Source organism: Paenibacillus sp. CF384 (assembly GCF_900106745.1).
In the GTDB taxonomy this organism is placed as follows: domain Bacteria; phylum Bacillota; class Bacilli; order Paenibacillales; family Paenibacillaceae; genus Paenibacillus_Z.
The window spans coordinates 145,746-171,589 of the sequence record NZ_FNNV01000004.1 but is presented as its reverse complement, the minus strand read 5'-3'; the positions used below and the strand labels follow the sequence as shown (position 1 = coordinate 171,589).

Below are 25,844 nucleotides of genomic sequence, written 5' to 3'. Positions count from 1 at the left end.
CTCACCCTCCATAATAGAAATTTTTCTCCGCCGCGGACAGCGGGGGATGAGCCCGATCCTTATCCGACAATATCGGATTCGCCAGCGGCCAATCAATGGCAAGCAGCGGGTCATTCCATGCAATGCCGCGGTCATGCTCCGGTGAATACAGCGCATCCACTTTATATTGCACCTCGCAGTTCGGAACAAGCGTACAGAATCCATGGGCGAAGCCCTGTGGCACGAGCAGCTGTCTTTTGTTCGAGACGCTCAGAATGAACCCTTGCCAATGGCCGTATGTCGGCGACCCTGCACGAATGTCCAGGACGACATCATAAATCGCTCCCGCCGTCACGCGGACGAGCTTCGTTTGGGCTTTCGGGTTCAATTGATAATGGAGCCCGCGAAGCACACCTGCTTCCGTAGACATCGAATGATTATCTTGCACGAAGATAGCGGGAATGCCTTGCTTCACGAATAGCTCCTGATTGTAGCTCTCGGTAAAGAAACCACGATGATCGCCATGCACCGCTGCCTCTATCAATTTGACATCTTTCAACCTGGTTTCGAATATTCTCATCGTTACCCCTCGTTTGAACGACATTACCCTCGGACCTCGGACTATATGGACTATATCAAGAAGTTCTACTATCTATAGATATATACAAAATCAGATGGCATTGCCCTTAGGCGTCCGTGGTTTTTCATGAAAATAGACAGCTTTATTTCATTTTCCATGAATTGCAAGGTCTGAATTTGATCATGCTAGAAGGTGTTCCAGGGGAGTTGTCAGCAGGTCGTACTTTACAAACATTTATGTTGATTTATTGCCCGAGAACGAGCATAATGGAAATGAAAAACGATACATATTATAGGAGGTATTTGATCAATGGCACACCAATTGCCCGCTTTGCCTTATGCAAACAATGCGCTTGAGCCGCATATCGATGAAACAACGATGATGATTCACCACGACCGTCATCATAACGCTTATGTAACTAACCTTAACGCTGCACTGGAGTCCGCTCCTGAGCTTGCAAGCAAATCCATCGAGGATTTGATCGCGGATCTGAACAGCGTACCGGAAGCTATCCGCACTGCTGTTCGCAACAACGGCGGCGGCCACGCTAACCACTCCCTGTTCTGGGAAACAATCGGACCAAACGCTGGCGGCGCACCAACAGGCGCTATCGCTGATGCTATCGCAAGCGAACTGGGCGGCTTCGATCAATTCAAAGCTGACTTCGCGAAAGCGGCAGCAACTCGTTTCGGCAGCGGCTGGGCTTGGCTTGCACTTAGCCAAGACGGCAAGCTGAAAGTATACAGCCTTCCGAACCAAGACAGCCCGATCATGGAAGGCGACACGCCTCTTCTTGGTCTGGACGTTTGGGAGCACGCTTACTACCTGAACTACCAAAACAAACGCCCTGACTACATTGCAGCGTTCTGGAACGTTGTAAACTGGTCTGAAGTTGGCAAACGTTACGACGCAGCGAAATAAGTTTTCGCTCGCATCCGGAGACCTCCGTGCATTATGCACGGGGGTCTTTTTGCTTTTATTACGTAAAACAGTGTCCAATTACCTAACATCATTTACTTTTTGTAAAGAAAATCTTTATTTTTAGACAATTGGAACTAATTACATGTTATAATTCCTCCCATATAGCTCAGTAGAGAGATGGGGATACCTGATGTTTAATTGGTTGGGATTTCGCAAAGGGCTGCCTTTATGGTGGTCTTACAAGCTGAATGCAGGAATGAAAGAAGATGTAGCGGATATTTTCGAAGGCATCGCAGATACGCGTATGGACATTCTCACGGCATGGACGACGGAATACTGGGATCATCTGCACCGCCTGCACCACCAGCTGTCCTACCGGCAGCCCGGAGCGGCAGAAGACGACGCTTGGGATCCCTCCACTCTGGAACGGTTATTCGCAGGCACTCGGGCACGCGCCTCGGATTTCTCTGAAATCTTCATGCTGGACGAAGACGGCCGCGTCGCTTTCTCAACAGAAGGACGTCATACCGGCGACCATTATGGAACGGGCAGTCTGCTGGAACCGGGTCTGGCTTACTCGAAGGGCGGCGTGCCTGGCGGCCGCAACTGCTTATTCGGTCCTTATGCTGATCCTTGGACGCTGAAGATTGGGCCGAGCTCGTCTTCTTTTCACGATAAAATGACCCTTCTGTTTATTTCTCCATTCGTGCTTGGCGGCAAGTGGAAAGGTGCACTCTGCGGCCGTGTTCCCAACGATGTCATCGGCGATCTCATCCAACGGGAATCCGGACATGTGTATCCCGACTCCGGGGATAACTATTTGTTTATGGCGCGCGCCGGCTTGAATACTCATATCGCGCCGGGAACGGCTTTATCGCGAAGCAGGTTCGAGGATCGTACGTTTACGCATGGCGAGAATTTAATGGACGGCGTAACCACGGATTGGGGCGTCGTTTCCGTTAAGGAACACACGGAGCTGGAGCTCGTATTCACGGATCCCGCTACAGGACAGCTGCACCCGGGCGTTGCGAACACGATTCGAAACGGCAGCAACTTGTTCGTGGCGTTCCCCGGTTATTCGGATTATCGGCATATCCCCGTTATCGGCAAGGGCGTGACCTTCCAGCTTCCCCATTGTCCGGATGTGTGGGGCATGATGTGCGAAGGTGATTTAGAGGAAGTGTACCGCATTCGGAGCATTCGCTTCACCCAGTTCCGGCATGCCTTGGGCTGGCTGGCAGGTCTGGGTGCACTTGGAACGATTCTCGCGTACTATTTGTTCACGAATGCCATGCCGGTTGCCGGTGCCCTTCTTGTCGGTCTGTTCAATCTAGTGTTCGGACTGGCTATGGTAGGGTCCTTGGATCGCAAGGGCAACTTGGTAACTTCCCTCCAAATGCGCAGGCTGAACCAGTTTATCCGCATTAATGCCGAGGGGAAAGGCGACCTTACTCAGCGGCTCGATACGAGCTTGTTTCCGGCTAACGAAACCCGCGAGCTTGCCAAGTGGATCAACAATATGATCGACTCTCTTGAAGGCGTCATGCTGCAGGTAAAACTCGCTTCCGGCGATGTGTTGACCAATCAACGCGCGCTGCTTGAAACGACGGGAGCGACTGCGAGCACAACCGAGCGTGTCAGCGGCCGGATCGGGGATATGATTCTCAGCATTCGGAATCAGCTGAAGGATATCGACATCGCCAAGGATGTCGCCGGCGAGATGCGCGAGACGCTGCGACAGCTTGAAGATAAAGCCTCCGCCAACATCACTGTGGCACAAGGAGAACTGCTCCGCATCGGCGATAAAATGGAGCAGATTGCCGGACGCGTCACGGAAACGAACCGGTCGATCGAATCGTTCATGCAAACAACGAATGAAATCCGCAATGTCCTCGGCGTTATTGAGGAAATCTCGGCGCAAACGCATCTGCTTGCGCTGAATGCTTCTATCGAGGCGGCGCGTGTCGGCGAGCAAGGCAGAGGGTTCGCCGTCGTTGCCGGTGAAATCAGGAAGCTGGCTGCCCTCACCAAGAAATCGACGGAAGAAGTGCATAGCATCGTTCAAGATATCTATCTCCATGCCAAGGACGCTACTACTACGATGGCCCAAGGCACGCAAGTTGTATCTGAAGGAACGGCGCTCGTTGCGGCCGCATCGGAGCTGCTCAGCAGCACCAAGGAAGATGATTCGCTAAAAACGCAAATTATCGACGAGGTCGTCGTGATCATGGAGAAAATCGCGACGGTCAGCAAGCAGAACCGCCGCATTTCGACGGAAGTGGAGGGCAATGTGCAGGAGCTGCTTGGCGACTTCGTCAACGTCCGCCATACCTCCAATCATGTGGAAGCCATTACCGCGTTCCTGCAGCAGCTGGTTGGTCAGTTCCAGTTGAGCGAAGCTCGCAAGCGGTAATGGAAGTGGAGTGAAGTTCGAGTGCGGTAATGGAGAGCGATGTTCGAGTGCGGTAATGCATTGAGCGATGTTCGAGTGCGGTAATGCATTGAGCGATGTTCGAGTGCGGTAATGGAATAAGTTGAGCGGCTGGGTTAGCCCCTCTGATTGCAGTTGCTGCAATTGGAGGGGCTTTTCGCCGTCTCTTTGCAGTCATAGATCGAGGTTTGGGGGCCGGCCAGCCGTATCCGGCATCTTCGACGTACACGTTTACACGGCGCTCTGCCTCCACATAGAAACCCATCGTTCAGCCACCTTTCTCCCAACTCTATATGTATACCGAGAGGTCGGCGTATAGTATTGAAACCTGTCAAAGTCAAACACCAGATAGGCGATAGCCGCATACACTGAACCGAGACAATTACCTATCCACGCTTATGGAAAAGGAGTTTGATTGCTACATGAATACCTACACGTATATTCCTGGTGCGCCTGCCGGCTACGCCAGTAAATATTCGGATTGCGGCTGCGGCGGACCACGCGCGTTTCCCGGCGGCGGCGGCAGTATGCTTCCCGGTGGTGGCATGTTCCCTGGCGGCGGGGGCGGCGGCTTCCCCGGCGGGGGCGGCGGCTTCCCTGGCGGAGGCGGCGGCTTCCCTGGCGGAGGCGGCGGCTTCCCCGGCGGAGGCGGTGGCTTCCCCGGCGGGGGCGGCGGCTTCCCTGGCGGGGGCGGCGGCTTCCCTGGCGGGGGCGGCGGCGGCTTTCCGCCAGGGCCTGGCCCGGGGCCAGGTCCTGGACCGGGACCGGGACCGGGGCCATTTCCTCCAGGTCCGGGACCGTTTCCACCTGGACCGGGGCCTTTCCCACCTCCACCATTCCCAGGACCGGGACCATTCCCGCCTCCACCATTCCCAGGACCGGGACCATTCCCGATTCCAATTCCGATCCCTATTCCGATTCCGGGACCGGGGCCATTCCCAGGACCGGGACAGCGGTTTGTGCGAGTTGTTATTAACGGCGGAACGTTCTTCCCTTGGGTAACACAGGTGTATAATGTAAGACACTTCCCGGGAATGACCGTTGCACAGGCGCTCGCAGGCACAGGCGTTGTACGCTTCGGCAATAACGGCCGAATCATATCCGTCAATGGCGTTACTACCGTTGGCAGTGTCGACACCATACTGCGTCTCAACGGTCGCCGTATTCCGGAGTCGCTGCTGTACCTGCCGGTTCAATTCAACGACACCGTCGGACTGGAGCTCACCGTATCCCCATTTGGCGGTCCACGCAGTGATGATCAGCATTTCGGTCTTCACCCCGACCAGATCGAGAATAACTACGAACAACTCCAGCGCTTGGAGGAAAACAACCAAGGCTAACCTGCACAGCAAGAACCCGCCCGCAGTCAGTAACTGCAGGCGGGTTTTTGCTGTTTTGGAGCTGGCCGTGTTGGAGCCGGCCGCTTCGCCGCTCTCCTCGCGGACGAGCCATTAAGGCCGACTACTATTTTCCCTTACCATTCTCCCAATGATAATACCGCTCGTTGTCGCCAATGTTCCACATTCGCTTGTTTCTCGCACTAATTCCTGCTGTAAGCGGCTATTCCGCTTACAGCAGACAAACTAGCTAGATTTAATGCACTTTAGCGGATATACCGCTTTCGTTGCCGCCAGTGCTCCACATTTGCTCCTTGCTCACACCTTTTTCCTGCTGTAAGCGGCTATTCCGCTTACAGCAGACAAACTAGCTAGATTTGATCCACTTTAGCGGATATACCGCTTTCGTTGCTGTCAGTGCTCCATTTTCGATCCTTTCTCGCACCTTTCTCCTGCTGTAAGCGGCTATTCCGCTTACAGCAGACAAACTAGCTAGATTTGATCCACTTTAGCGGATATACCGCTTTCGATGCCGCCAGTGCTCCACATTCGCTCCTTGCTCGCACTGATCTCCCGGTGTAAGCGACTATTCCGCCTACACCGGGAGAATCTGAGTGTCAGCCACAGCCGGAGCCAGATTGGTTAGTTTGACTACTGAGAGTCTCATTTCCCGACTCTCAGCTTCTTTTTAGCGCGGTTTCGGCGGTGAGAGTAGGTTTTTCCGACTCTCACTTCCACTCACAGCGCCAACCAGGTTAGTTGAACCGCTGAGAGTCGCTTTTCCCGACTCTCAGCTTCTTTTCGGCGCGATTTCGGCGGTGAGAGTAGGATTTCACGACTCTCACTTCCACTCACCGCGCCAACCAGGTTAGTTGAACCGCTGAGAGTCGCTTTTCCCGACTCTCAGCCTCTTTTCGGCGCGATTTCAGCGGTGAGAGTAGGTTTTTCCGTCTCTCACTTCCACTCACAGCGCCAACTGGTTAGTTGAACTACTGAGAGTCGCTTTTCCCGACTCTCAGCTTCTTTTCGACCAAAAAAAAAAGCGGATGCGCAGCCTTTCGGCTGCTCCATCCGCTTCTATAATTTATAAAGTGCTGCTCGCTTCTTCCTTGATCGCCTTCAGGCGCTTCATGACATCGTTCGCGCCTCGGCCGTAATAGTCGTGCAGCAGGTTGTACTCGGCGTACAGCTTCTCGTAGACGGCAACGTTCGCCGGGATCGGCTTGAACGTTTCCTTGCGCACGCGGGCCATGGCTGCCGCCGCGTCGACGACGCTGTCGTAGCCGCCTTTGCTCGCTCCGGCTGCGACTGCGCCGAACATCGCGGCGCCGAGCGCTGGCGTTTGCTTCGAAGCCGCGATCTTGATCTCGCGGTTCGTGACGTCTGCGTAGATTTGCATCAGCAGACGGTTCTTCTGCGGCAAGCCGCCGCAGGCGTACAGCTCGTGCACTTCCACGCCGTTGCTGTGGAAAGCATCGATGATTTTGCGCGTGCCGAATGCCGTTGCTTCCAGCAAAGCGCGGTAAATTTCCTGCGGTTTCGTCAGCAGCGTCAGCCCGACCAGCATGCCGGTCAAGTTCGTGTCGACAAGCACGGAGCGGTTGCCGTTCCACCAGTCGAGCGCGAGCACGCCGGATTCGCCGACATTCAGCTCGGCTGCCGCCTTCTCCAACCATTCGTGGACGCTGATTCCTTCACCTTTGGCCGCATCAACGACATAGGCCGGAACCGCCTCATCCACATACCAGGCAAAAATATCCCCAACCGCCGATTGACCCGCCTCATAGCCAAAATAACCCGGAATGATGCCGTCTTCCACTACGCCGCACATGCCTTCCACTTGTTTCTCTTCCGATCCAAGCAGCATGTGGCAGATCGACGTGCCCATCGCCATAACCAGCTTGCCGGGTGTCACTACGCCAACCGCTGGAACGGCCGCATGTGCATCGACGTTGCCGACTGCAATAGCAGTGCCGGCAGCAAGCCCCATACGTGCAGCCATCTCAGCCGTAAGCTCGCCGGCCTTCGTGCCGAGCGGAAGAACATCGCCGCGCAGCTTCGTTTCCGCCAAATCTTCAAGCCGCTCGTCAAGCGCTTTCAAGAAGGCGCGATTCGGATAGCCGTCCTGCTTATGCCAGACCGCTTTGTAGCCGGCCGTGCAGCTGTTGCGCACAATGTTGCCCGTCATTTGACCGACGACCCAGTCGGTCGCCTCAACGAATTGATCGGCCGTTTCATAGATATCCGGTGCTTCATTCAGAATTTGCCATACTTTCGCGAGCATCCACTCCGAGGAGATTTTGCCGCCGTAGCGAGGCAGGAACGCTTCTCCGCGTGCCGCTGCAATTTCATTAATGCGGTTCGCCTCATCCTGAGCCGCATGATGCTTCCACAGCTTCACCCAGCTATGCGGATTCTCCTTGTAAGCCGGATCGAAGCACAGCGGCTGACCCGCTTCATTAATCGGCAGCATTGTACACGCGGTGAAATCAATCCCCAGTCCGATAATATCGGCAGGATCTATACCGGATTCACGCACAACCGCCGGCACGGATTGCTCCAATACCTCAATATAGTCGGCAGGGTGCTGCAGCGCCCAATCATGCTCCAATTTCAATCCCGTTTCAGGCAAACGCTCATCAATTACGTTGTGACGATAAGGCGTGACATGCTCGGCAATCTCGGCTCCATCGGACAATCGAACAAGCACCGCGCGGCCAGACTCCGTACCATAGTCAACACCGATTGCATATTTAATATTCATGATTAGGCCTCCTAGAATAGAATAGTGTACACTGCGACTTCCGACGATTATGCTGACGACGACTCACAAAGCTGTACTCCCAACCTGCTACTTCTGCCCGTAATACGCATGCTTGCCATGCTTGCGCAAATAATGACGATCGAGCAGGTGCTGATCCATCGGCTGAACCTGCGGATTTAACTGAAAGGTATGCAGCGCCATCTTGGCCGCTTCCTCTACGACGACGGCGTTATGGACCGCATTATGCGCGTCCTTCCCCCAGCAGAATGGTGCATGACTATACACGAGTGCAGCTGGCACCTGAACCGGATCGATGCCGCCTTTCACGAAGGTCTCAATGATGACATTGCCCGTTTCCAGCTCGTAAGCGCCATCAATTTCAGCCTCCGTCATCGGACGCGTGCATGGGATTTCTCCGTAAAAATAATCCGCATGCGTCGTGCCCAGCGCCGGAATCGCGCGTCCCGCTTGCGCCCAGCTCGTAGCCCATGGCGAGTGGGTATGCACAATGCCGCCAATCCCCTGAAATGCCTTATATAGCGCCACATGCGTCGGCGTATCTGAGGAGGGACGAAGATTGCCCTCCACAACATGCCCTTCCAAATCCACCAGAACGATCTGCTCAGCACGCAGCTCCTCATATGGCACTCCGCTCGGCTTAATGGCAACCAATCCGCTTTCGCGGTCAATGCCGCTCACATTTCCCCAAGTGAACGTTACAAGTCCGTAGCGGGGCAGCTCCATATTCGCTTCCCATACCGCTTGCTTCAATGCTTCCAACATACGCCTTCAATCTCCCATCACCAGGTCAATAGTAAGCCCATTATAACTTGTACGTACAAGTGTGTCACGACTTAATTTGCGGCCTGTACCGGAACAGGACCGGTAGAATCACGTATGATCAGCTTCGGTTCATAGATCACATCCGCAATACGCTCCTGGCCGCCGCGCTGCTCGATGATAGACATCAATAGCGCTACCGCATCCTCACCCATCTTCGTCTTGGGATGCTCGAACGTCGTAAGCTTCACTTCCGTTGCTGTCGCAAGCGTGGCATCATCGAAGCCGATCATGGACAAATCACTTGGGATACTTAGCCCGCTGCGACGAATGACATCCAGCAGCCGCACGGCCAGCTCGTCGTTATAGCATACAATAGCCGTGGGACGCTCCGACGGGTCACGCAGCAGCAGCTCAGCCAGCATTGCAGCAGGCTTAACTAACTTCTCCTCCGTCGTATAACGGATGATATACTCAGGCTGAAGGGTAAGCTTCCTCTCCCTGAACCCTCGCATAAAGCCCCGCATTCGGTGCACGCCTTGGAAGTCATCCGTCTTGAAGAATCCCGCTATTCGCTGATGTCCATGCTTAACAAGATGCTCTACCGCACGGAAGCCGCCAAGCTCATCATCCACCTTCAAGCAGACCGCATCCAGATCGCTGTACCGCTCATTGAGCATGACATAAGGAATATTCCGCGCCTCCAGCGCGAGAAAATAATCCAAATTCGGATTGCCCTCCGCACTCTTGGTAGGCTCAATGATCAGACCGCCAAGCTGCTGCTGAAGCAGCATAGACTCCAGATTCTCCCGCTCCCGCGACTTCTCATTCTCGGTGCTGGAGAGCAGCAATCGGGCGCCCTGCTTCCGCAGCTCGGATTCAACCCCGCGCACGATCGTGGGGAAGATATAATCCGAAATATGCGTCGTCATCATCCCAATCGTCAGCTTCTGCTGAGGCTCCGTACGAGACTGGCCCCTCTCGGCATCCGAAACAAAGGTTCCTTTCCCCTGAGCACGGTATAACCAGCCTTCGGCTTCCAAGTCGCCAAGCGCTTGACGAACGGTCTGCCGGCTGAAGCCGAACCGCGATGCGATTTCATTCTCGGATGGAAGCTTATCATGGGGCTTAAACTGAGCCATTGCGATCCATGAGACAATTTCTTCTTTGAGCTGTATGTATTTGGGTGGAAGCTGTTCCTTCATGGCCAAGCACCTCTATTTTCTGTTGTTTCCGCCAACTTGTATGGTTGTAGTATAGCATGCACTCAACTTGTACGTACATACAAGAAGGATGAGGACCATCGCTAGCTCCATGTGATCCAAAAACTAGACCCACGCACAATTTACAAACACGATCAGACAGCAGTAAGATGATAGCAGCAAGGCCATTTTGAGAGGAGGATTTGCATGCCCGAAGGCAATCGTTATTTGCGCTTGACGATCTTTTTGCTTGCGGTATTATTTGCAGCTTGTATTGTCATTCAAGTGTACATAGCCGGAATGGCTACGTTTATTGATGGCTCGCACTGGTCCGATCATAAGAATTTCGTCCATATTATCGAACCGGTGCCGCTGGCGATATTCGTCCTGTCCTTCTTCGGCCGCGTGCGCGGAGCCGTTCGCTGGATCGGATTAACCATGCTCGTTCTCGTGATGGCCCAGTATGCGACCGCCCATTTGAGCGAGAAGCTCCCGTACTTCGCCGCTACCCATCCTGTCATCGCCTTGATTCTGCTTTGGTTGTCCGTCTCCACGGTGAAGCGCTCTTATCTGATTTGGCGCCGCACATGATAGCAAAATAAACCCGCATGTTCCGCTTCATGGCGGTACATGCGGGTTTATGATTTAAGCATCGTAAATAGCTGGCAAGCTGATCTCGACGACAGTTCCACGATTCAACTCACTCGTAATTTCGATCTCACCGTGATGCTCATGAATGATTTTGTAACTGGTCATTAATCCAAGTCCAATACCTTGTTCTTTCGTCCCATAGTAGGGTTGTCCCAAATATGGAATACGTTCAGGTTCAATGCCGCGTCCCGTATCCGCTACCCGAATGATGACACGATTGCCTGTATCCACACACGTCACTTTCACCACGCCGCCATCCGGCATGGCGTCAATCCCATTCTTGACAACATTGATAATGGCTCGTTTGAGCAGCTGCTCGTCGCAATACAGGTAAAAGTTCCCCGGCCCTTCAACTTCCACCTCGATGGAAACTCCGTTCTGCAGCGCTTCGGTCGATAGCACGGACTGTACCTGCCTGATGATACTAAGCGGCTCGCGTTTCACAAACTTCACGGAAGGATAGGGTCTCGACAGCAAAATAAATTCTTTGGTGAGCGCCTCGATCTGGTTCAGCTCCTCCGTCATAATTTCGATATAGGATCGAAACTCGGAGCGCGAGCCCATCAACTGTAGAAACCCTTTCACCGCTGTAAGCGGATTCCGAATTTCATGCGCTAATCCGGCCGCCAGCTGCTGAGAAACATGCAATTTGCTGAAATGTTGCCTGAGCTCCTCTGTCCGCAGCTCATCCGCAATCCGTTTAAGCTCCAGCTCATCCATTACGACTTGGGCAAGTGTCTCAAGGATACCGATGTCTTCAACTGAAATATGCCGCGGCTTATAATCCAGTACGCAAAGAACGCCTAGATGCTGCCCGTCACGACCGGTTAACGGCACTCCCGCATAGAAGCGAATACCGTTCTGACCATCGATAAGAGGCTCCTTACTCGCATCATTATCAAGACATACATCCTCCACAATATAGGGCTGACTACAATAGATAGCTGCACCGCATAGACCGGAATTCCTCTCGATCTCGCGAAGATCAGTGCCATAACTCGATTTCACCCAGATTCGGTCCTCATCATCGAACATAATCATGCATAACGGGACGCTCAGAAGCTGTGCTGCCAGACTCGTAATTCTATCAAAAGCATCTACCGGCGAGTTATCGAGGATTGGATAGGGTCGAGATGCCTTTACATGTGCATATTCGTTCTCGGATGAATTGGGCATAGATGCCTGCCTTTCAAGTCGTTGAATGCCGAATTTTTCCATTAATATACTATTTATCATAATGTTAGTTGAGAATAAGTTCATCACATAATAGTTGCGCGATCACGCAATTAATTTTGCGCACTCATGAAAAAAGAATTGCACATTCAGCATGACACTGAATATGCAATCCTTAGTTAGTTTGGTAAAATAATGGTTAAGTATAGATTAAGAGACTATGCCCAGTAATCTGCTGGCTTAACAATTTCAGATCTCATCGTACCATTGAAGACTCCGTTTACTGCAGCTGCTTCCTGTACCTTGAGTCCTTGCTTGCCTAGAAACGTGCTGACCGTCTCGCGTAAATCGACCTTTTTCATCTTGTAAACCGTGTTGTGAAGCTGGGAGCTTAACTGAATCGCTAGCATGGTGAACAACTCCTTGTGTCGAATTTTGTATTACGAACCTATTATATCAAATTTTACTATCATATGGGAGAATTTGTGTGCGAAATAACTTCATGATCAAGCTCTGTGTTTTCACATTCGTCATGCTGCAGTTGTGGTGTTCATTTATTACGTTTACGAAACCTTATTTAGGCATTAATCTTGCCTATACACCTGAGCAGCAATGGGTAATCTCGAAGCTGGATCTTGAAGGGGTAAGCAGTCAGCTGGATGTAAGCGTTGGGGACATCATTATAGAAGTCGATGGGATGAATCCTAATGATTATCATACCGTCAAGGCCTGGCATGTCATCGAACAGGCGCATCAGATCTTACTCTCAAGAGCCGGACAGGAGCATATCGTCCAAGTAGAGATGGCCACACTCTCCGCTTTCACGATTATTCCATTTCTCGTTGAAATGTTATGTCAATTTATGGCGCTATTTCTCTTCGTTAAAATGAGACATTCGTTATCCGCAAGACTTCTGCTGTTGTTCTTCTTAACTACCGCCATTATCTTTATGAGTTTAGGCGCATCCATAAGAGGCGATGCCGTCGGCAAGCTGCTGATAGTCAGCTTCATCGCTATTCTCCCTGTCGTTTTCTATCACTTTTCATGTGTCTTTTTTAGAGAAAAGGGAGAGATCCGATTACGGACGGGGTTCATAAAGGCCCTCTATGCGATAGCAGCATTAGCTACCGTTGTTCGTCTATATGTTTATTTCTTTAACACTCCGTTTGCATACACGATGCTCCAGTTGGAGAGTCCAGTCACCTTACTGTTATTTATTATCGGATTTCTATTCAACATGTACATCTTAACGGCACTTTACTTTAAGTTTCGCAAACAGCAATCACCTGCCTCCACCATTGTGAAGACCGCATGGTGGTCGATGCTTATCTCATTCACACCCGTTATTAGTTTAACTTTTCTTCCTCAAGTATTGACCGGTTCGCGGTTGTTAGATGGTATCTATACAAGCTGGGCTATTTTATTGTTCCCTATTACATTGGCATACCTTCTCATGTCCGATCAGGTGCATGACATCGCGCTGGTACTGCGCCGATTTGTATGTACCGGACTCATTGCCACTCTACCGGTCACTTTGTTTACGGCAATCTATATGCTGTTCTTCCATAATTCGGTGGATATGGAGCAACTCTTATTCATTTTCTTCGGCACACTTTCACTTGTAGCCGTAATGCTGTATGCAGCAGAATATTTAATGACGCGGTTCGAACCGTATCTATTTCCTAGGAAATTCATTCTGCAGTCCGCACTTATGAACATCTCCCGCAGGCTCGGCAGCATCTCCAGCTTCCGCGAATTGAAGGAATTGTTCCTCGTCGATATCGTCAAGACGCTTCAGGTGACGGGAGGGGCAATCGTGTTTCAATATAATGGCGAAACGGAGATTATTCATGAAGGGGACTTGGATGCGGAGGAAATCAATCGGCTGCTGGTATCGCAATCCCTTACCGCTAGTCCGGGCTACACGTGTTTGGAGATGAACAATCACGAGGATTATACCAGCTATTTGATCATGTCTCGGAAGAAAACGAATATGCGCCTTGGCAAAGAAGAGCTGCGCTGGCTTGGATTAATCGCGAACTATCTGGAAATCAGCTTGGAGAATCTGCATCTGATCAATAAGCTGAAGGGCAGGCTGAAGGAACTGGCCGCAAGGCTTCCCGACGAGAGCTCTGCCAAAGACATTCAATGGTTTCGCAAAATCATGTTCGATCTTCAAGAAGAAGAGCGCATCCGCATAGCTGCCGATCTTCACGATACAACGATGCAAGACCTCTTCTTTCTGAAGCGCAGGCTGCTCCAGCTTGGCGAGAAGCTCGAGCGAAGCCCCGAAAACCAGGAGCAGTTAAGCAACACGGTTAATTTCGTAGACATGATTAATGCCAGCCTGCGTCAAAGCTGCTTTGATTTGAATCCGTATTTGCTGAGCGAAATCGGACTTGTGCAGACGGTTAGAACGTATCTCGATAAGGAAGCTTACACTGTGCCTTTCGCGCTTACCTTCAACGCAGAGCAGGTCCAATTGATCGAAACGAAGGATTTGCAGGTGCAGCGTCATATCTTTCGAATCGTTCAAGAACTGCTCAACAATGCAAAGAAACATTCCGAAGCTTCTAATGTCAGGTTCCGTCTCGCGGAGTCCGATTCCCTGTTTCAGTTGAGTTATCAAGATGACGGAGTAGGGTTCCTCCATGCGGATCTTGCCCAGCGGCAAATCGGACAATCATCAGGCGTTGGCATGGAACAGATTAGAAGCAGAGTACAGCATCTAGGCGGTCAACTGCACATCGTTTCGACGAAAGGCAGCGGCGTGAACATCAAGATTACCTTACAGAATGAAAAGGAGATTCCGGCATGAACGAAAGAGTCAAAACACTCATAGTAGACGATCATCCACTCTTCGCCAGCGCCACCAAAGCATTACTTGAGCAAATGGAGGACATTGAAGTCATTGGTATTGTGAGCAGTGCCGCGCAATGCCTTCAGCAAGTCTCCCTACTGCAGCCCGGACTCGTATTCTTGGATTATCATCTGCCCGATCAGCATGGCACTGAGGTAGCCGCTCAAATTAAGAACCAATTTCCGGACACGCATATCGTTATTTTCTCCGGTATTGAGCTGACTGACATCTACAACAAGCTGATCGATATTCAAGTAAGCGGCGTGCTCTCGAAGGAATCCAGCGAACGCACGATTAAGAATATGGTGAATTGCATATTGGACAACCATACGATGATGCCGCTTGCCCTTTATCACCAATGTCAGCTGAACGGAACGCTTGCAAGCAAAGCAGCACGCTTGGAAGAAGAAGAAATTCTCATGATGAATCTGCTTGTCAAAGGCGCCACCTTGGATCAAATTGCAGCCCGCATCCATATGAGCAAACGTACCGTCGATAATTATTTGCGCAAGATCTACGATAAATTAGACGTGCGGACGCGAACGGAAGCGATTGAGTCTTTTATAAAAAGCAGCTATTATTCCTAAAACAACGGAGCGTGCAGCTATGGAGTCGACAATCAAAGAGCATATGTACCGTATCGTGGATGCCTATATAGATTCGGAGGATTTGAACGGTCTGCTGAAATCGTTTGTCGACGACAAAGCAGAAGAAACAAGTGTATGGTCGCAGATTACCATTCTGACGCACCGGATGCTCGGCGGCGATGATGCAGCAATAGAGCGGCTCGCAGCAGCAGCGGAGCTGATGATTCTCAGTCTGGATATGATGGATGATCTGCAGGATCAAGACCAACCCGGCAAACCCTGGATGCAATGTCCGCGAGCTTATGTCTTGAATGCCATTCTCGCTATGCAGATGGGATTCATCGGAGAGCTTGGCAAGCAGCAGCTACCACCGACAGCCTTCTCTGAAGCAAGCCGTATCGTCGCAAGAGCGGTGAACGGTCAGCAGAAGGATTTGAATCATAGCGTAACGAGTCCGGAAGCGTATCTATCGATGGTGCAAGAAAAGTCCGGTTCAATCTTCCGGCTTGCATGCTGTATCGGCTATGCTCCACTTGCTGTCGATGAGGAAACAACTTCGAGGCTGCTGGATCTCGCTGACTGCATCGGCCTCATTCATCAAATTCAGAATGATTGCAGAGATGTGCTGCGTTTCGATGTGAAGAACGATTTGCTCGGCAAGAAACGCACGCTTCCGCTGCTCTATTTGCTGACTATCGAGGACGTCGATTTCGCTCCTATCCAGGACTATTACAAAGGCAATGTGTCTACCGACTTCATTCTGGGCAACAAGCATGAAATCATCCAGCTCATTCAAGAATCGGGATGCTTGGAATATGCCCGCGTCATTCAGTCCATTTGCCTGCAACAAGCAGAGGAGCTGTTCGGCAGTTTGCCGCTCAGCTCCCCCTGGAAAGAACAGTTCAAGTCCCTTACGTTCGGATCGTTCGTCTCTTAAAGCTTACCCGCTTACTGCTCTATGGCCATAGGCACTAATAATCGCTTGATGCTTCTCATCCGCCTGCTGCATGAGGAGACCGAATGCCTCCCTGTCTCCTCGCAGCAGCGCCAATTGGCCCTTCTCCATAATGGCCGCTAACGAGTTGGCGCCAATATCTAAGGCCACTCCTTTGAGCGTATGGACAAGCCGCTTCGCTGTGCTCAATTCTCCATCGTGAACGGCTTGAACAATCTGCTCAATCGCATCCGAGTGATTGCTTATGAATAGCGCTAGTATCCGATTATAAAGTGCCGTATTTCCTCCAAGCCTCGTGATAACACCTTCGGAATCCAGCTTTTCAATAGATGCTTGCTCCCCGTTCTGACAGAAGCGCAGCAGTACATTATAGAGATCTACGGGGTCAAACGGCTTCGTGAGATACCCGTTCATGCCAATCGACAGCACCTGATCCTCTACGCCCTTCATTACATCGGCAGTCATGGCAATAATCGGAACCGTTTGCCCGGTACCCCGTGCTCTTTCCTGTGCTCTGATTGCTTTGGTCGCCTCATACCCGTCCATTACCGGCATTTGCAGATCCATCAGAATGGCGTCATAGGCCTTGGTCCCAGCGAGTTTAACAGCTTCTTCCCCATTGCTAGCCACATCAACATGGCGGACCGCCTCACGAAGCAGCTCTTTGGCGACCAACTGATTAATTTCATTATCCTCTACCAGCAAGATCACGGCATCCTTCAGATCTGTAGGCTGAATCGGCTTCATCCCGCCATCCGGCAGGTTGTAGACGCCATCTCGGTGAAGCAGTTCACCCAGTTCGTTATACAATTGAGACTGGCTGATCGGATACAGCAGTGCCTTCGAGATGAACGGTAATTGCCTCGCTTCTTCATACTCCGCTTCATGATAAGCACTCATGAACAGGACAGACGGGCTTTTGCCATCGAAATCCCGGATAATCTCTTCAGCGAGCTTAGTCGCGGACACCTCTCTCAGCTTCCAATCTATGAGAATAAGATCATAGGCATGGCCCGCCAACAGCAGCGTCCTTGTCTCATCGGCATCCGAGCTGGTTTGGACTTTGAATTCCAGCTGCTCCAGCTGCTGCTCCAGCACATAACGCATTTCGTTATCCTCACAAACGAGCAGCAAGCGAGGTTTCTTCTTGCCGTAAGCCTTATTGGCGAGGTTGTCTGCTGGCAATGCAGATTGGAATGGCAGCGTGACAGTGAACAGACTGCCTGCGCCGAGCTTACTTTCAACTGCGATACTTCCGCCCATCGTTTCGGTAAGCTTCTTGCTAATGACTAATCCAAGGCCTGTACCGCCGAATTTGCGCGTAGTTGTCATATCGGCCTGTGTGAACTCGAGGAACAGCTTGCTAAGCTGATCCTCGCTCATGCCAATTCCGGTATCGCGGATTCCAAAGGACAGCGTAGTCGTCTGCTCCTCCTGCGAAACCAATATTACGGTGATGGAAAGCTCGCCTTTAGGGGTGAATTTGACCGCATTATTCGTAATATTCAGCAGCACCTGCTGCAGGCGGAACGGATCACCCATCAGCATCTGAGGAACATCATGATGGATGTCAAAATGGAATCTCAAGCCGGATTCATTCGCCTTGTAGCTGATGAGATTCGAAATATTGCGCAGTACCTCGTATAGGTCAAACCGCGTCGATTCCAAGACGATCTTATTCGCCTCGATTTTGGATAGATCAAGCACATCGTTGACCAAATTCAGCAGGCTCTTGGCAGCTGTAATGGACTTATCCACGTATTCCAGCTGTTTCGGATTCAAATTGGATTGCTGCAGAATATAATTGAGTCCGATAATCGCGTTAATCGGCGTGCGGATTTCGTGACTCATATGAGCCAGAAATTGACTCTTCGCTTTGTTCGATTCATCCGCTGCCTTGCGCTTCATGATATCGCTCATATCCACGGCACTTCCGATTACATCAACAACTGCACCGTGATTCTTAATAGGATGCAACGTAACGAGAATAGCGACACCTATCATTGTTGTTTCGTAGGAAACCTTCTCCCCTGCCCAAGCCCGCCCGTATTGGACGCGAAGAAACGCCGCAAATTGTTCCGAGAAGATCCGGACCTCTTCTATCGATTTTCCGATAAAATCATTCGGTTTCGCTCCTATTTGCTTCAAGAGTTGCCCTTCTATCAAGCTATATACAAATGTGCCGTTTGTCTTCTGAAAGCGAAACGTAAAGCCCGGCTGCATCCGCAGCAAGTAACCCATATCACGTTCCGTTTGGATCATTCTGGACTTATAACGATGATTGCGGATGAGATAATAGAGGAAGCAAGCGATCAACTGGGAGTAAATAAGTTGAATGAGGCTGTATTTCACGATCGCGTCGAAGCTCACCTGCCCTGCCAAACCTAGTGCTCCATAATAATAGATTAATAGAAACATAGCGCCGATAAGCCACCTGACCCAATACGAGCGGATTCGGAAGAACAGATAACCCGTCCCGTATGCAGCCGTTATGCCAACAGCCATTTGTACCCAATCAATAGATCCATCTTTCATAAATCTGCCTATGTATACGACAACCAGCTCAGCAAGCGCTCCAACCGGACCTCCGAAGAAAGCAGCCATCATAAGTGCGATTCCCCGCAAGTTCATAGGCATTTCAGTACCTTGAACCTGTATGCCGAAGAACATCAGAATGACGCCCAACACACCGAATACGCCACCTATGTACAGACATTTAACAAACGACGGCTTAGCCTGGTTCTCCTCTCGGATGAAGAGAGGGAAAACCAAGAACAGATACACGCTGAGTATCGCAAAGTTGAGGATTAAATCTTTAGGCACACCGTCACCGTCCAAGGGTCTTTTATACTAATTTACAACATAAATCGACATCGCAATAGCCCTTGGACATAAATAAATACATTTTTTGGAGTAGGTCTTTTCTCCTTTATTCACTGACTCTCCTGTTTGCAGAAGGACGGTATTCTCACGTAAGCACCTGCAGCGTGTAGCTTACCGTAATCAGCCTGCCATCTCTTGCGAATTGACCCCAAACTTTATAAATACCCGGAGAAGGGAAGGCCGCATGAAATACAGGTGCCGCATCTTGGGATTTCGCATCATCAGGGTGCACATGAATATACTGCTCCGAATCGCCGCTAATAATGACGACATGCCCGGCAGCTCCCAGATAAGGTTCAAGGTTGTTTGCCGGCTTCTTCGTCTTGGCGTCCGCAATATGGAAGGTTAGGTTCGTCTCTTTACCTGCCGCCAATTGGTCATAAGTTAACGTAATCTGCTCGCGCTCGGTCGATTTCGTCAGCGTCTTGTCCGGCAAGAGCGGCTTTGGCTCTGCCATACCGCTTAGCATAATGGCTTGTCTCGATACGACCGAGCCTCCGCCCTCCGGCTGAAATTCCGCGAATAAACGGTACTCGCCTCCGAAAGGAAACGTTGTATCGATCGTAAATAGACCTTCTCCGTCATATTCCGGATGGATATGGTTGAAATAAGACAAATCCTTGCTCACGACAATCAGGTGAAGCAGCTTCTCGTGCATCATCGCGAACTGCGTAACAAGCTTCCCATCCGGGCCATGAGCCATAAATTGAATCCGCGTGTTCGACTTCGGTGTCGGTATCTCCGGATTAATTCGCCACATGCCTTGAATGGAGGAGCTCTTACTCTCATGGTGCTCATGATGCCCGCTTACAGGCGCGGAGTCCCCCTTCATGCTTGCCGCTCTGGAGCAAGCACTTAAACTAAGCACGAGTAATGCCAAGCCAACTATTGCCGCATTTCGTTTCAAGCTTTCCACCTCTTCAATAAATCATCCTATCCCCCTCTATATTCCACATATTGGCACTATCCATACCTCGGCAGCAGCAAGCTCAATAGGACAAGGCTACAGATTGGTTCACATAAGTCATATCCTTGAGCGTCCTGAGCAGAAAATGAGCGACGTCGGCACGGGAAATACGCCCTTTCCCGCTTGGCACGCCATGTCTGGCTTCCAGGTATTCTCCTCTAAGCCTTCCATTCACGAGCTGCAGCGGACGAACAATGGTCCATTGCAGTCCGCTTGCTTCAAGCGCATCAGCCGCCTTCCTATGATTGGCCAGCACCTGTCGCAGCAGCAGCTGCACTAGAAATCCTGTCACCCCTGGAATCTCCTTATAGATCCCCGCTGATGCAACGTAACTGATCCGCCCCACATCATGCTTCTGCATGCCAGCGATAAGATTAGCCGTCATTTCGGAGAGGCTCTCTCCCCGGCTGAACCCTTTTGTACCGAGACAAGAAACGACACTATCATGACCTTCAATGGCTCTGCTTACAGCTTCACGATCCAGTGCGTCGCCTTGCATATAGCGTAACTTGGCATCGCCTCTGCCCGGCAGGTCGATATTCAACTTCTGCGGCGAACGAACGAATGCGGTTACGGCTTGCCCTTGCTCCAATGCCTGCCTGACTACCTCTTGCCCCGTCCTTCCGCTTGCACCGAAGACGATGATCTTCATCGCATTCCGACCTCCCGCCTGCTTGCATTTTACTATTGACTTCCGTCCTTATTTATAATAATTTTAATTTAGTATTAATTATTATTTAGATTCAATTGCATTCGCTTTGGTGTATAGATGGGAAAGGAGCACTCATTCATGGAAAACATCGTTATCGTAGGCACAGGGCCAGCCGGCTTAACGGCAGCCATCTATCTCGCGCGTGCCGGTTACAGTCCGCTCGTACTTGAGGGACCGCAGCCGGGCGGCCAATTGACCACCACAACAGAGGTGGAGAACTTCCCGGGATTCCCCGAAGGCATACTTGGTTCCGAACTCATGGCGAATATGCGCACGCAAGCCGAGCGCTTCGGCGCACGTTTTGAGACAGGCTGGGTGCAGCATGCTGACCTGTCTGAGCGTCCTTTTAAGCTGTCCTTGGATGGCGGACGTAAGTTGATTGCAGCTGCCATGATTATTTCGACAGGTGCTTCGGCAAAATATATGGGTATCCCTGGTGAACGTGACAATATTGGGCGAGGTGTGAGCACCTGTGCAACTTGTGACGGCTTCTTCTTCCGAGGCAAGAAGATCATTGTTGTTGGCGGCGGCGATTCCGCAATGGAGGAAGCCGGCTTCCTGACCAGGTTCGCGACTGAGGTTCGACTCGTGCACCGCCGGGATGAGCTTCGCGCATCCAAGATCATGCAGGACCGGGCACGTGCCAATGACAAAATCAAATGGAGCCTCGGCGTCACCCCTATCGCAGTCGAAGCAGACGAGCACAGCGTGAAGGGTCTCCGTGTCCGCGATAACGCCACTGGCGAAGAAAAGCTCCTTGAAGCAGACGGTGTATTCGTAGCCATCGGTCATACGCCGAATACCGCTTTCCTTGGCGGTCAAGTAACGACTGATGAGCTTGGTTATGTCGTTGTAACACCAGGCACCTCGAAGACGAACATTGAAGGTGTCTATGCTTGCGGCGACGTGCAAGATCATCGTTACCGCCAAGCGATCACAGCGGCAGGAAGCGGCTGTATGGCTGCACTGGATTGCGAGCATGATCTGGAATCATGGAACAGGACATCAGGGTTTGTGACAGACACGGCAGTAGAAGTGTAATTCCTATATCCTATTATGAAGGAGTTGTTCAAGATGACGACTAAACAGACGACTAAACTACAAACCATTCTAAACAAACAAATCGCAACGTGGAGCGTATTGTACATCAAGCTTCATAATTACCATTGGTACGTGAAGGGCAACCAGTTCTTCACCCTGCACGTGAAGTTCCAAGAGCTGTACGAAGAAGCTACCCTGCATGTGGATGAAATTGCGGAGCGTCTGCTTGCGATCGGCGGCCAACCGATTGCAACGATGGCCGAGTACCTCGAGTACTCCAGCGTGAAGGAAGCGACAAGCCGCGAATCCGCCGTAGAAATGGTGGACTCCGTCGTAGCCGATTTCACACTGGTAGCAGGCGAGCTCAAGGAAGGCATGGAAGAAGCACAGTCCTCCGGCGACGAGACATCCGGCGACATGCTGCTTGCGATCCACAGCGCACTCGAGAAACACATTTGGATGCTCAAAGCGTTTAACGGGAAACAGGTTTAAGTCGGGGATAGGGGATGGGGGGATAGGACGATAGCGCCGCCCGGGCTACGAATGTTGCATGAAATGCAACATTTGACCCTAACAAACAGCCTCTATTATCTGAATGTTGCATCGAATGCAACATTTGAGTCTACTATGAGGCACCGAGGGCTACTTTCAATAAAAATGTTGCATCCTATGCAGCATTTCCATATATTTCGGGATAATCACACCAAAATGTTGCATCCTATGCAACATTTCACTCTCGCATACTAACTAGCCATTGCACTTGCTGCAGCAGGCTATCCACCATTATGCGTAGGGTGTACCTATACGCAAAAGACACCTATTGCAAACGGGAGCTTCCCGCTGTAATAGGTGTCTTTTGCGTATTTCATTTATTTCTTCTTATTCGCCGCAATCTGCTCGGCAAGCTCGTTCAAGTACGCCCATCGGTCCATCAGATGCTCAAGCTTCGCTTCGAGCTCCTGCTGTTCTTTCAGCAGATCTTGCAGCGTAGCCGAGTCGCTGCTGGACACTTCCATCTTCGTTTGCACGGCCGTAAGCGCAGATTCGGCTTTCTCGATATCCGTGTCGATGGATTCAAATTCCTTCTGTTCTTTGTAGGTCATTTTGGTCGGAAGTGCCGGTTCATTACCGGACGCGGCCGGAGTCGGAGCAGCTTCCGCCTTGCGCTCCGCGACAGCGCCACCTGTACCGGCAGCAGATCCGGATCGACTGCCGTACTGCGCCGCATACTGCTGGTAATCCGAGAAGTTGCCCACATGCTGCTCGATGACGCCGTCTCCCTCGAAAGCGAAGATGCGCTCGGACGTACGATCTAAGAAATAACGGTCATGAGATACGGTGAACACAACGCCTGGGAAGTCGTCCAAGTAATCCTCCAGCACCGTTAACGTAGTAATGTCCAAATCATTCGTCGGCTCATCGAGCAGCAGCACGTTCGGCGCTTCCATCAGCACGCGAAGCAGCTGCAATCTGCGCTTCTCTCCGCCGGAGAGCTTCGCAATCGGCGTCCACTGCTGCGCCGGCGGGAACAGAAACCGCTCCAGCATTTGCCCAGCGGTTATGTTCGTTCCGTCGCCGGTCGTGATGCGCTCCGCACTCTCGCGGATGTAATCGATGACGCGCAGCGTCTCGTCCATCTCTTCCCGCTCTTGCGAGAAGACGCCGAGTTTCACCGTCGGTCCAAGCCGAACCTCGCCTGCATCCGGCTCCAGCTTGCCGGCGATCAGCTTCAGCAGCGTCGACTTGCCGAGCCCGTTACGGCCGACGATGCCAACACGATCCTCCGGTACCGCAATATAGCTGAAATCGCGGATGACCGTCCGCCCCTCGAAGGCTTTGGTCAGTCCCTCCAGCTCGATAATTTTCTTGCCGAGCCGCGTGGAGGCTACGGATACCTCAAGCTTCCCGGTCGCTTTCTCCGGAGCAGCAGCATTCAACGCTTCAAAACGTTGAATACGCGCCTGCTGCTTGGTCGTCCGCGCCTTCGCGCCTTTTCGCATCCAAGCGAGCTCGTTGCGAAGCAAGTTCTTGCGCTTCGCTTCCGACGATGCTTCCCGCTCCTCGCGGTCCAGCTTCAATTCGATAAATGTACTGTAGTTTGCCGTATAGAAATAGGCTCTCCCTTTGTCCAGCTCTAGCGTTCGGTTGCTGACACGGTCCAGGAAATACCGATCATGCGTAATCATAAGCAGCGCGCCTTTGCGTTTCTGCAGCATCCCTTCCAGCCACGCGACAGATTCGTTGTCGATGTGGTTGGTAGGCTCATCGAGCAGCAGCACGTCGGCTGGCTGAATCAGCGCCGCAGCCATCGCGACACGCTTGCGCTGACCGCCGGAGAGCGTGCCGAGCTTAGCGCCATAGCTGGCGATGCCGAGCTTGGAGAGCGCGATCTTCGCTTCGCTCTCGATGCCCCAAGCATCCAGCTCCGCCATGCGCTGATTGGCGCGAACCAGCCGCTCCTGCAGCACGGCGTCGCCGGGCAGCAGCTCCAGCGCCTGCAGCGCCTCTTCATAGGCGCGCACGGCAACCATCTGCGGCGAATCGCCGCCGAGCACATGCTCGAGCACGGTCTGCTCGGGATCAAACTGCGGATCCTGCGAGAGCATCCGCACCGTGACGCCCCCGGCAACAAGAATAGAGCCCGAATCAGGGGGCTCTATTCCTGCAACAACTTGAAGAAACGTCGATTTACCGGTGCCGTTGACGCCGATAATTCCGATTTTGTCGCCCGTTTCCACGCCGAACGACACGTCTTGGAACAATATTTTTTCACCATAGGTCTTTGAAATATGATCAACCGTTAATACGTGCATCTTATTATTCCCGCCCAACGTTAGTAAATCGCCAAACGCACTGCGCTACGCGTGAATGGTTCGAACATAGCGACAGCCGTTAATCCGTATCTACTCACTTTAAACGATCTACTAAGCTTCAATCAAATCTTTCTTCGCAAAATCGCCTGCCGCTTGCTCCGCCTTGATCGCAATTGCTGCCATCGTACGAACCGCTTCAACCGGATAGTTGCCCGAAGCTGTCTCGCCGGAGAGCATAACCGCATCTGTGCCATCCCATACCGCATTGGCTACATCGCATGCTTCAGCGCGTGTCGGACGCGGGTTGCTTTGCATCGATTCCAGCATTTGCGTTGCAGTAATAACGAATTTGCCTGCGCGGTTACATACTGCAATCATCCGTTTCTGTGCCATCGGTATATCTTCAATCGGAATCTCTACGCCAAGGTCGCCACGAGCAACCATGATGCCTTCAGACACTTCCACGATTGCGGCAAGCTCATCCAGACCTTCTTGGTTTTCGATTTTCGAAATAATTTGGATATGGCTTGCGCCTTTCTCCGCCAGCAGACGCTTCACTTCAAGGACATCCTCTGCGCGGCGAACAAACGACATCGCGATCATATCCACGCCTGTTTCGATCCCGAAGGCGATATGCAGCTTGTCTTTCTCCGTTACACCCGGAAGACTTGTTTGGATACCCGGCAGGTTAACGCCTTTGCGAGATTTAATGATGCCGCCGTTTAGAATCACGCAAACGACATCGCTGCCTTCAATGCGAACCACTTGCAGCTCGATTAAACCGTCATCGATCATGATGCGCGAGCCTACCGTAACATCTTTGGCCAAGTCATAGGAGACCGAGATGCGCGTAGCCGTACCAGCGATCTGCTCGGTTGTCAGCGTTAGGAACTCTCCGCTTCTAAGCATGTAAGACGATTCTTGCAGGACCCCCGTCCGAATTTCCGGTCCTTTAATATCAAGCATGATGGAAACAGGTACGTTCAATTTGCTCGCTGCTGCCCGAACCGATAAAATCCGTCCGCGGTGGTCATCCAGCTCGCCATGCGCCAAATTCAGTCTTGCTATATTCATGCCTGCTTTCAGCATTTCTTCCAACATGTCAGCCGACATACAAGCTGGTCCCATCGTACATACAATCGCCGTCTTCTTCATGTCGATCACTCCCAAGTCTAATTTCGTTCTGTTGCTTTTATTGTAAAAGAACA

General features: G+C 51.6%; 19 protein-coding genes and 1 pseudogene. 9 read left to right on the top strand and 11 right to left on the bottom strand.

Translation table 11 applies throughout. The annotated features are described in order from the left end of the window. Nucleotide 1: 1 nt before the first annotated feature. Nucleotides 2–559: a dTDP-4-dehydrorhamnose 3,5-epimerase gene (gene rfbC / locus BLW29_RS09905; RefSeq protein WP_090978784.1), complete on the bottom strand. Its 558-nt coding sequence runs from the start codon at nt 557–559 to the stop codon at nt 2–4. Between the two features lie 309 nt (nt 560–868). Here rfbC and BLW29_RS09900 point away from each other — a divergent pair, with 309 nt between their 5' ends. From BLW29_RS09900 to BLW29_RS31385, 3 genes are all read left to right on the top strand, one after another. Then, on the top strand, nt 869–1,480 hold the full coding sequence (locus BLW29_RS09900) for a superoxide dismutase (protein WP_090978782.1): 612 nt from the start codon (nt 869–871) through the stop codon (nt 1,478–1,480). Nucleotides 1,481–1,670: 190 nt separating this feature from the next. After that, nucleotides 1,671–3,893: a methyl-accepting chemotaxis protein gene (locus BLW29_RS09895; RefSeq protein ID WP_090978780.1), complete on the top strand. Its 2,223-nt coding sequence runs from the start codon at nt 1,671–1,673 to the stop codon at nt 3,891–3,893. A 440-nt stretch (nt 3,894–4,333) separates the two neighbouring features. Then, on the top strand, nt 4,334–5,251 hold the full coding sequence (locus BLW29_RS31385) for a hypothetical protein (RefSeq protein ID WP_177186554.1): 918 nt from the start codon (nt 4,334–4,336) through the stop codon (nt 5,249–5,251). A 1,081-nt stretch (nt 5,252–6,332) separates the two neighbouring features. On the opposite strand, the gene BLW29_RS09885 is transcribed toward BLW29_RS31385, so the two are convergent. From BLW29_RS09885 to BLW29_RS09875, 3 genes are all read right to left on the bottom strand, one after another. Next, on the bottom strand, nt 6,333–8,012 hold the full coding sequence (locus BLW29_RS09885) for a ribulokinase (RefSeq protein WP_090978777.1): 1,680 nt from the start codon (nt 8,010–8,012) through the stop codon (nt 6,333–6,335). Nucleotides 8,013–8,099: 87 nt separating this feature from the next. Continuing rightward, nucleotides 8,100–8,795 (bottom strand): L-ribulose-5-phosphate 4-epimerase, encoded by a 696-nt coding sequence (gene araD, locus BLW29_RS09880; RefSeq protein WP_090978775.1) that lies wholly within the window; start codon nt 8,793–8,795, stop codon nt 8,100–8,102. A gap of 71 nt (nt 8,796–8,866) precedes the next feature. After that, a complete protein-coding gene (locus BLW29_RS09875) occupies nt 8,867–9,997 on the bottom strand; it encodes a GntR family transcriptional regulator (protein WP_090978773.1) in 1,131 nt (376 codons plus the stop codon). 204 nt (nt 9,998–10,201) lie between these two features. On the opposite strand from BLW29_RS09875, the gene BLW29_RS09870 reads away from it, so the two are divergent. After that, on the top strand, nt 10,202–10,585 hold the full coding sequence (locus BLW29_RS09870) for a DUF6220 domain-containing protein (protein WP_090978771.1): 384 nt from the start codon (nt 10,202–10,204) through the stop codon (nt 10,583–10,585). Between the two features lie 54 nt (nt 10,586–10,639). Here the strand turns inward: BLW29_RS09870 and BLW29_RS09865 are convergent, their stop codons facing one another. Together BLW29_RS09865 and BLW29_RS09860 are read right to left on the bottom strand one after the other, a co-directional pair. Further along, nucleotides 10,640–11,821, bottom strand: coding sequence for a GAF domain-containing sensor histidine kinase (locus BLW29_RS09865; RefSeq protein ID WP_177186566.1), 1,182 nt, complete (start codon nt 11,819–11,821; stop codon nt 10,640–10,642). 215 nt (nt 11,822–12,036) lie between these two features. Beyond that, on the bottom strand, nt 12,037–12,228 hold the full coding sequence (locus BLW29_RS09860) for a hypothetical protein (protein ID WP_090978767.1): 192 nt from the start codon (nt 12,226–12,228) through the stop codon (nt 12,037–12,039). Nucleotides 12,229–12,305: 77 nt separating this feature from the next. Here BLW29_RS09860 and BLW29_RS09855 point away from each other — a divergent pair, with 77 nt between their 5' ends. The 3 genes from BLW29_RS09855 to BLW29_RS09845 are packed head-to-tail and all read left to right on the top strand — an operon-like array spanning nt 12,306 to nt 16,202. Next, nucleotides 12,306–14,636 carry a sensor histidine kinase gene (locus BLW29_RS09855; RefSeq protein WP_090978765.1) on the top strand — a complete coding sequence of 777 codons (2,331 nt, stop codon included), beginning with the start codon at nt 12,306–12,308 and terminating at the stop codon, nt 14,634–14,636. Continuing rightward, on the top strand, nt 14,633–15,265 hold the full coding sequence (locus BLW29_RS09850; protein WP_090978763.1) for a response regulator transcription factor: 633 nt from the start codon (nt 14,633–14,635) through the stop codon (nt 15,263–15,265). The genes BLW29_RS09855 and BLW29_RS09850 overlap by 4 nt, the downstream gene beginning before the upstream one ends. 19 nt (nt 15,266–15,284) lie before the next feature. After that, the gene (locus BLW29_RS09845) at nt 15,285–16,202 is read left to right on the top strand and encodes a polyprenyl synthetase family protein (protein ID WP_090978761.1); all 918 of its coding nucleotides are present in this window, start codon (nt 15,285–15,287) and stop codon (nt 16,200–16,202) included. Between the two features lie 3 nt (nt 16,203–16,205). Here the strand turns inward: BLW29_RS09845 and BLW29_RS09840 are convergent, their stop codons facing one another. The 3 genes from BLW29_RS09840 to BLW29_RS09830 form a co-directional block, all read right to left on the bottom strand. Next, a complete protein-coding gene (locus BLW29_RS09840) occupies nt 16,206–19,004 on the bottom strand; it encodes a response regulator (RefSeq protein ID WP_256208512.1) in 2,799 nt (932 codons plus the stop codon). A gap of 184 nt (nt 19,005–19,188) precedes the next feature. Beyond that, on the bottom strand, nt 19,189–20,010 hold the full coding sequence (locus tag BLW29_RS09835; protein ID WP_090978757.1) for a hypothetical protein: 822 nt from the start codon (nt 20,008–20,010) through the stop codon (nt 19,189–19,191). Between the two features lie 82 nt (nt 20,011–20,092). Then, nucleotides 20,093–20,722: an NAD(P)-dependent oxidoreductase gene (locus BLW29_RS09830; protein WP_090978755.1), complete on the bottom strand. Its 630-nt coding sequence runs from the start codon at nt 20,720–20,722 to the stop codon at nt 20,093–20,095. A gap of 138 nt (nt 20,723–20,860) precedes the next feature. Here BLW29_RS09830 and trxB point away from each other — a divergent pair, with 138 nt between their 5' ends. Both trxB and BLW29_RS09820 read left to right on the top strand, forming a co-directional pair. Further along, nucleotides 20,861–21,823, top strand: coding sequence for a thioredoxin-disulfide reductase (gene trxB / locus BLW29_RS09825; protein ID WP_090978753.1), 963 nt, complete (start codon nt 20,861–20,863; stop codon nt 21,821–21,823). A gap of 33 nt (nt 21,824–21,856) precedes the next feature. Next, the gene (locus BLW29_RS09820; RefSeq protein ID WP_090978751.1) at nt 21,857–22,315 is read left to right on the top strand and encodes a Dps family protein; all 459 of its coding nucleotides are present in this window, start codon (nt 21,857–21,859) and stop codon (nt 22,313–22,315) included. Between the two features lie 377 nt (nt 22,316–22,692). Here the strand turns inward: BLW29_RS09820 and BLW29_RS09815 are convergent, their stop codons facing one another. Further along, nucleotides 22,693–24,636, bottom strand: coding sequence for an ABC-F family ATP-binding cassette domain-containing protein (locus BLW29_RS09815; protein ID WP_090978749.1), 1,944 nt, complete (start codon nt 24,634–24,636; stop codon nt 22,693–22,695). A gap of 156 nt (nt 24,637–24,792) precedes the next feature. Then, nucleotides 24,793–25,791: pseudogene (gene pyk, locus BLW29_RS09810) on the bottom strand (pyruvate kinase); the annotation flags it as partial. Nucleotides 25,792–25,844: the final 53 nt, after the last annotated feature.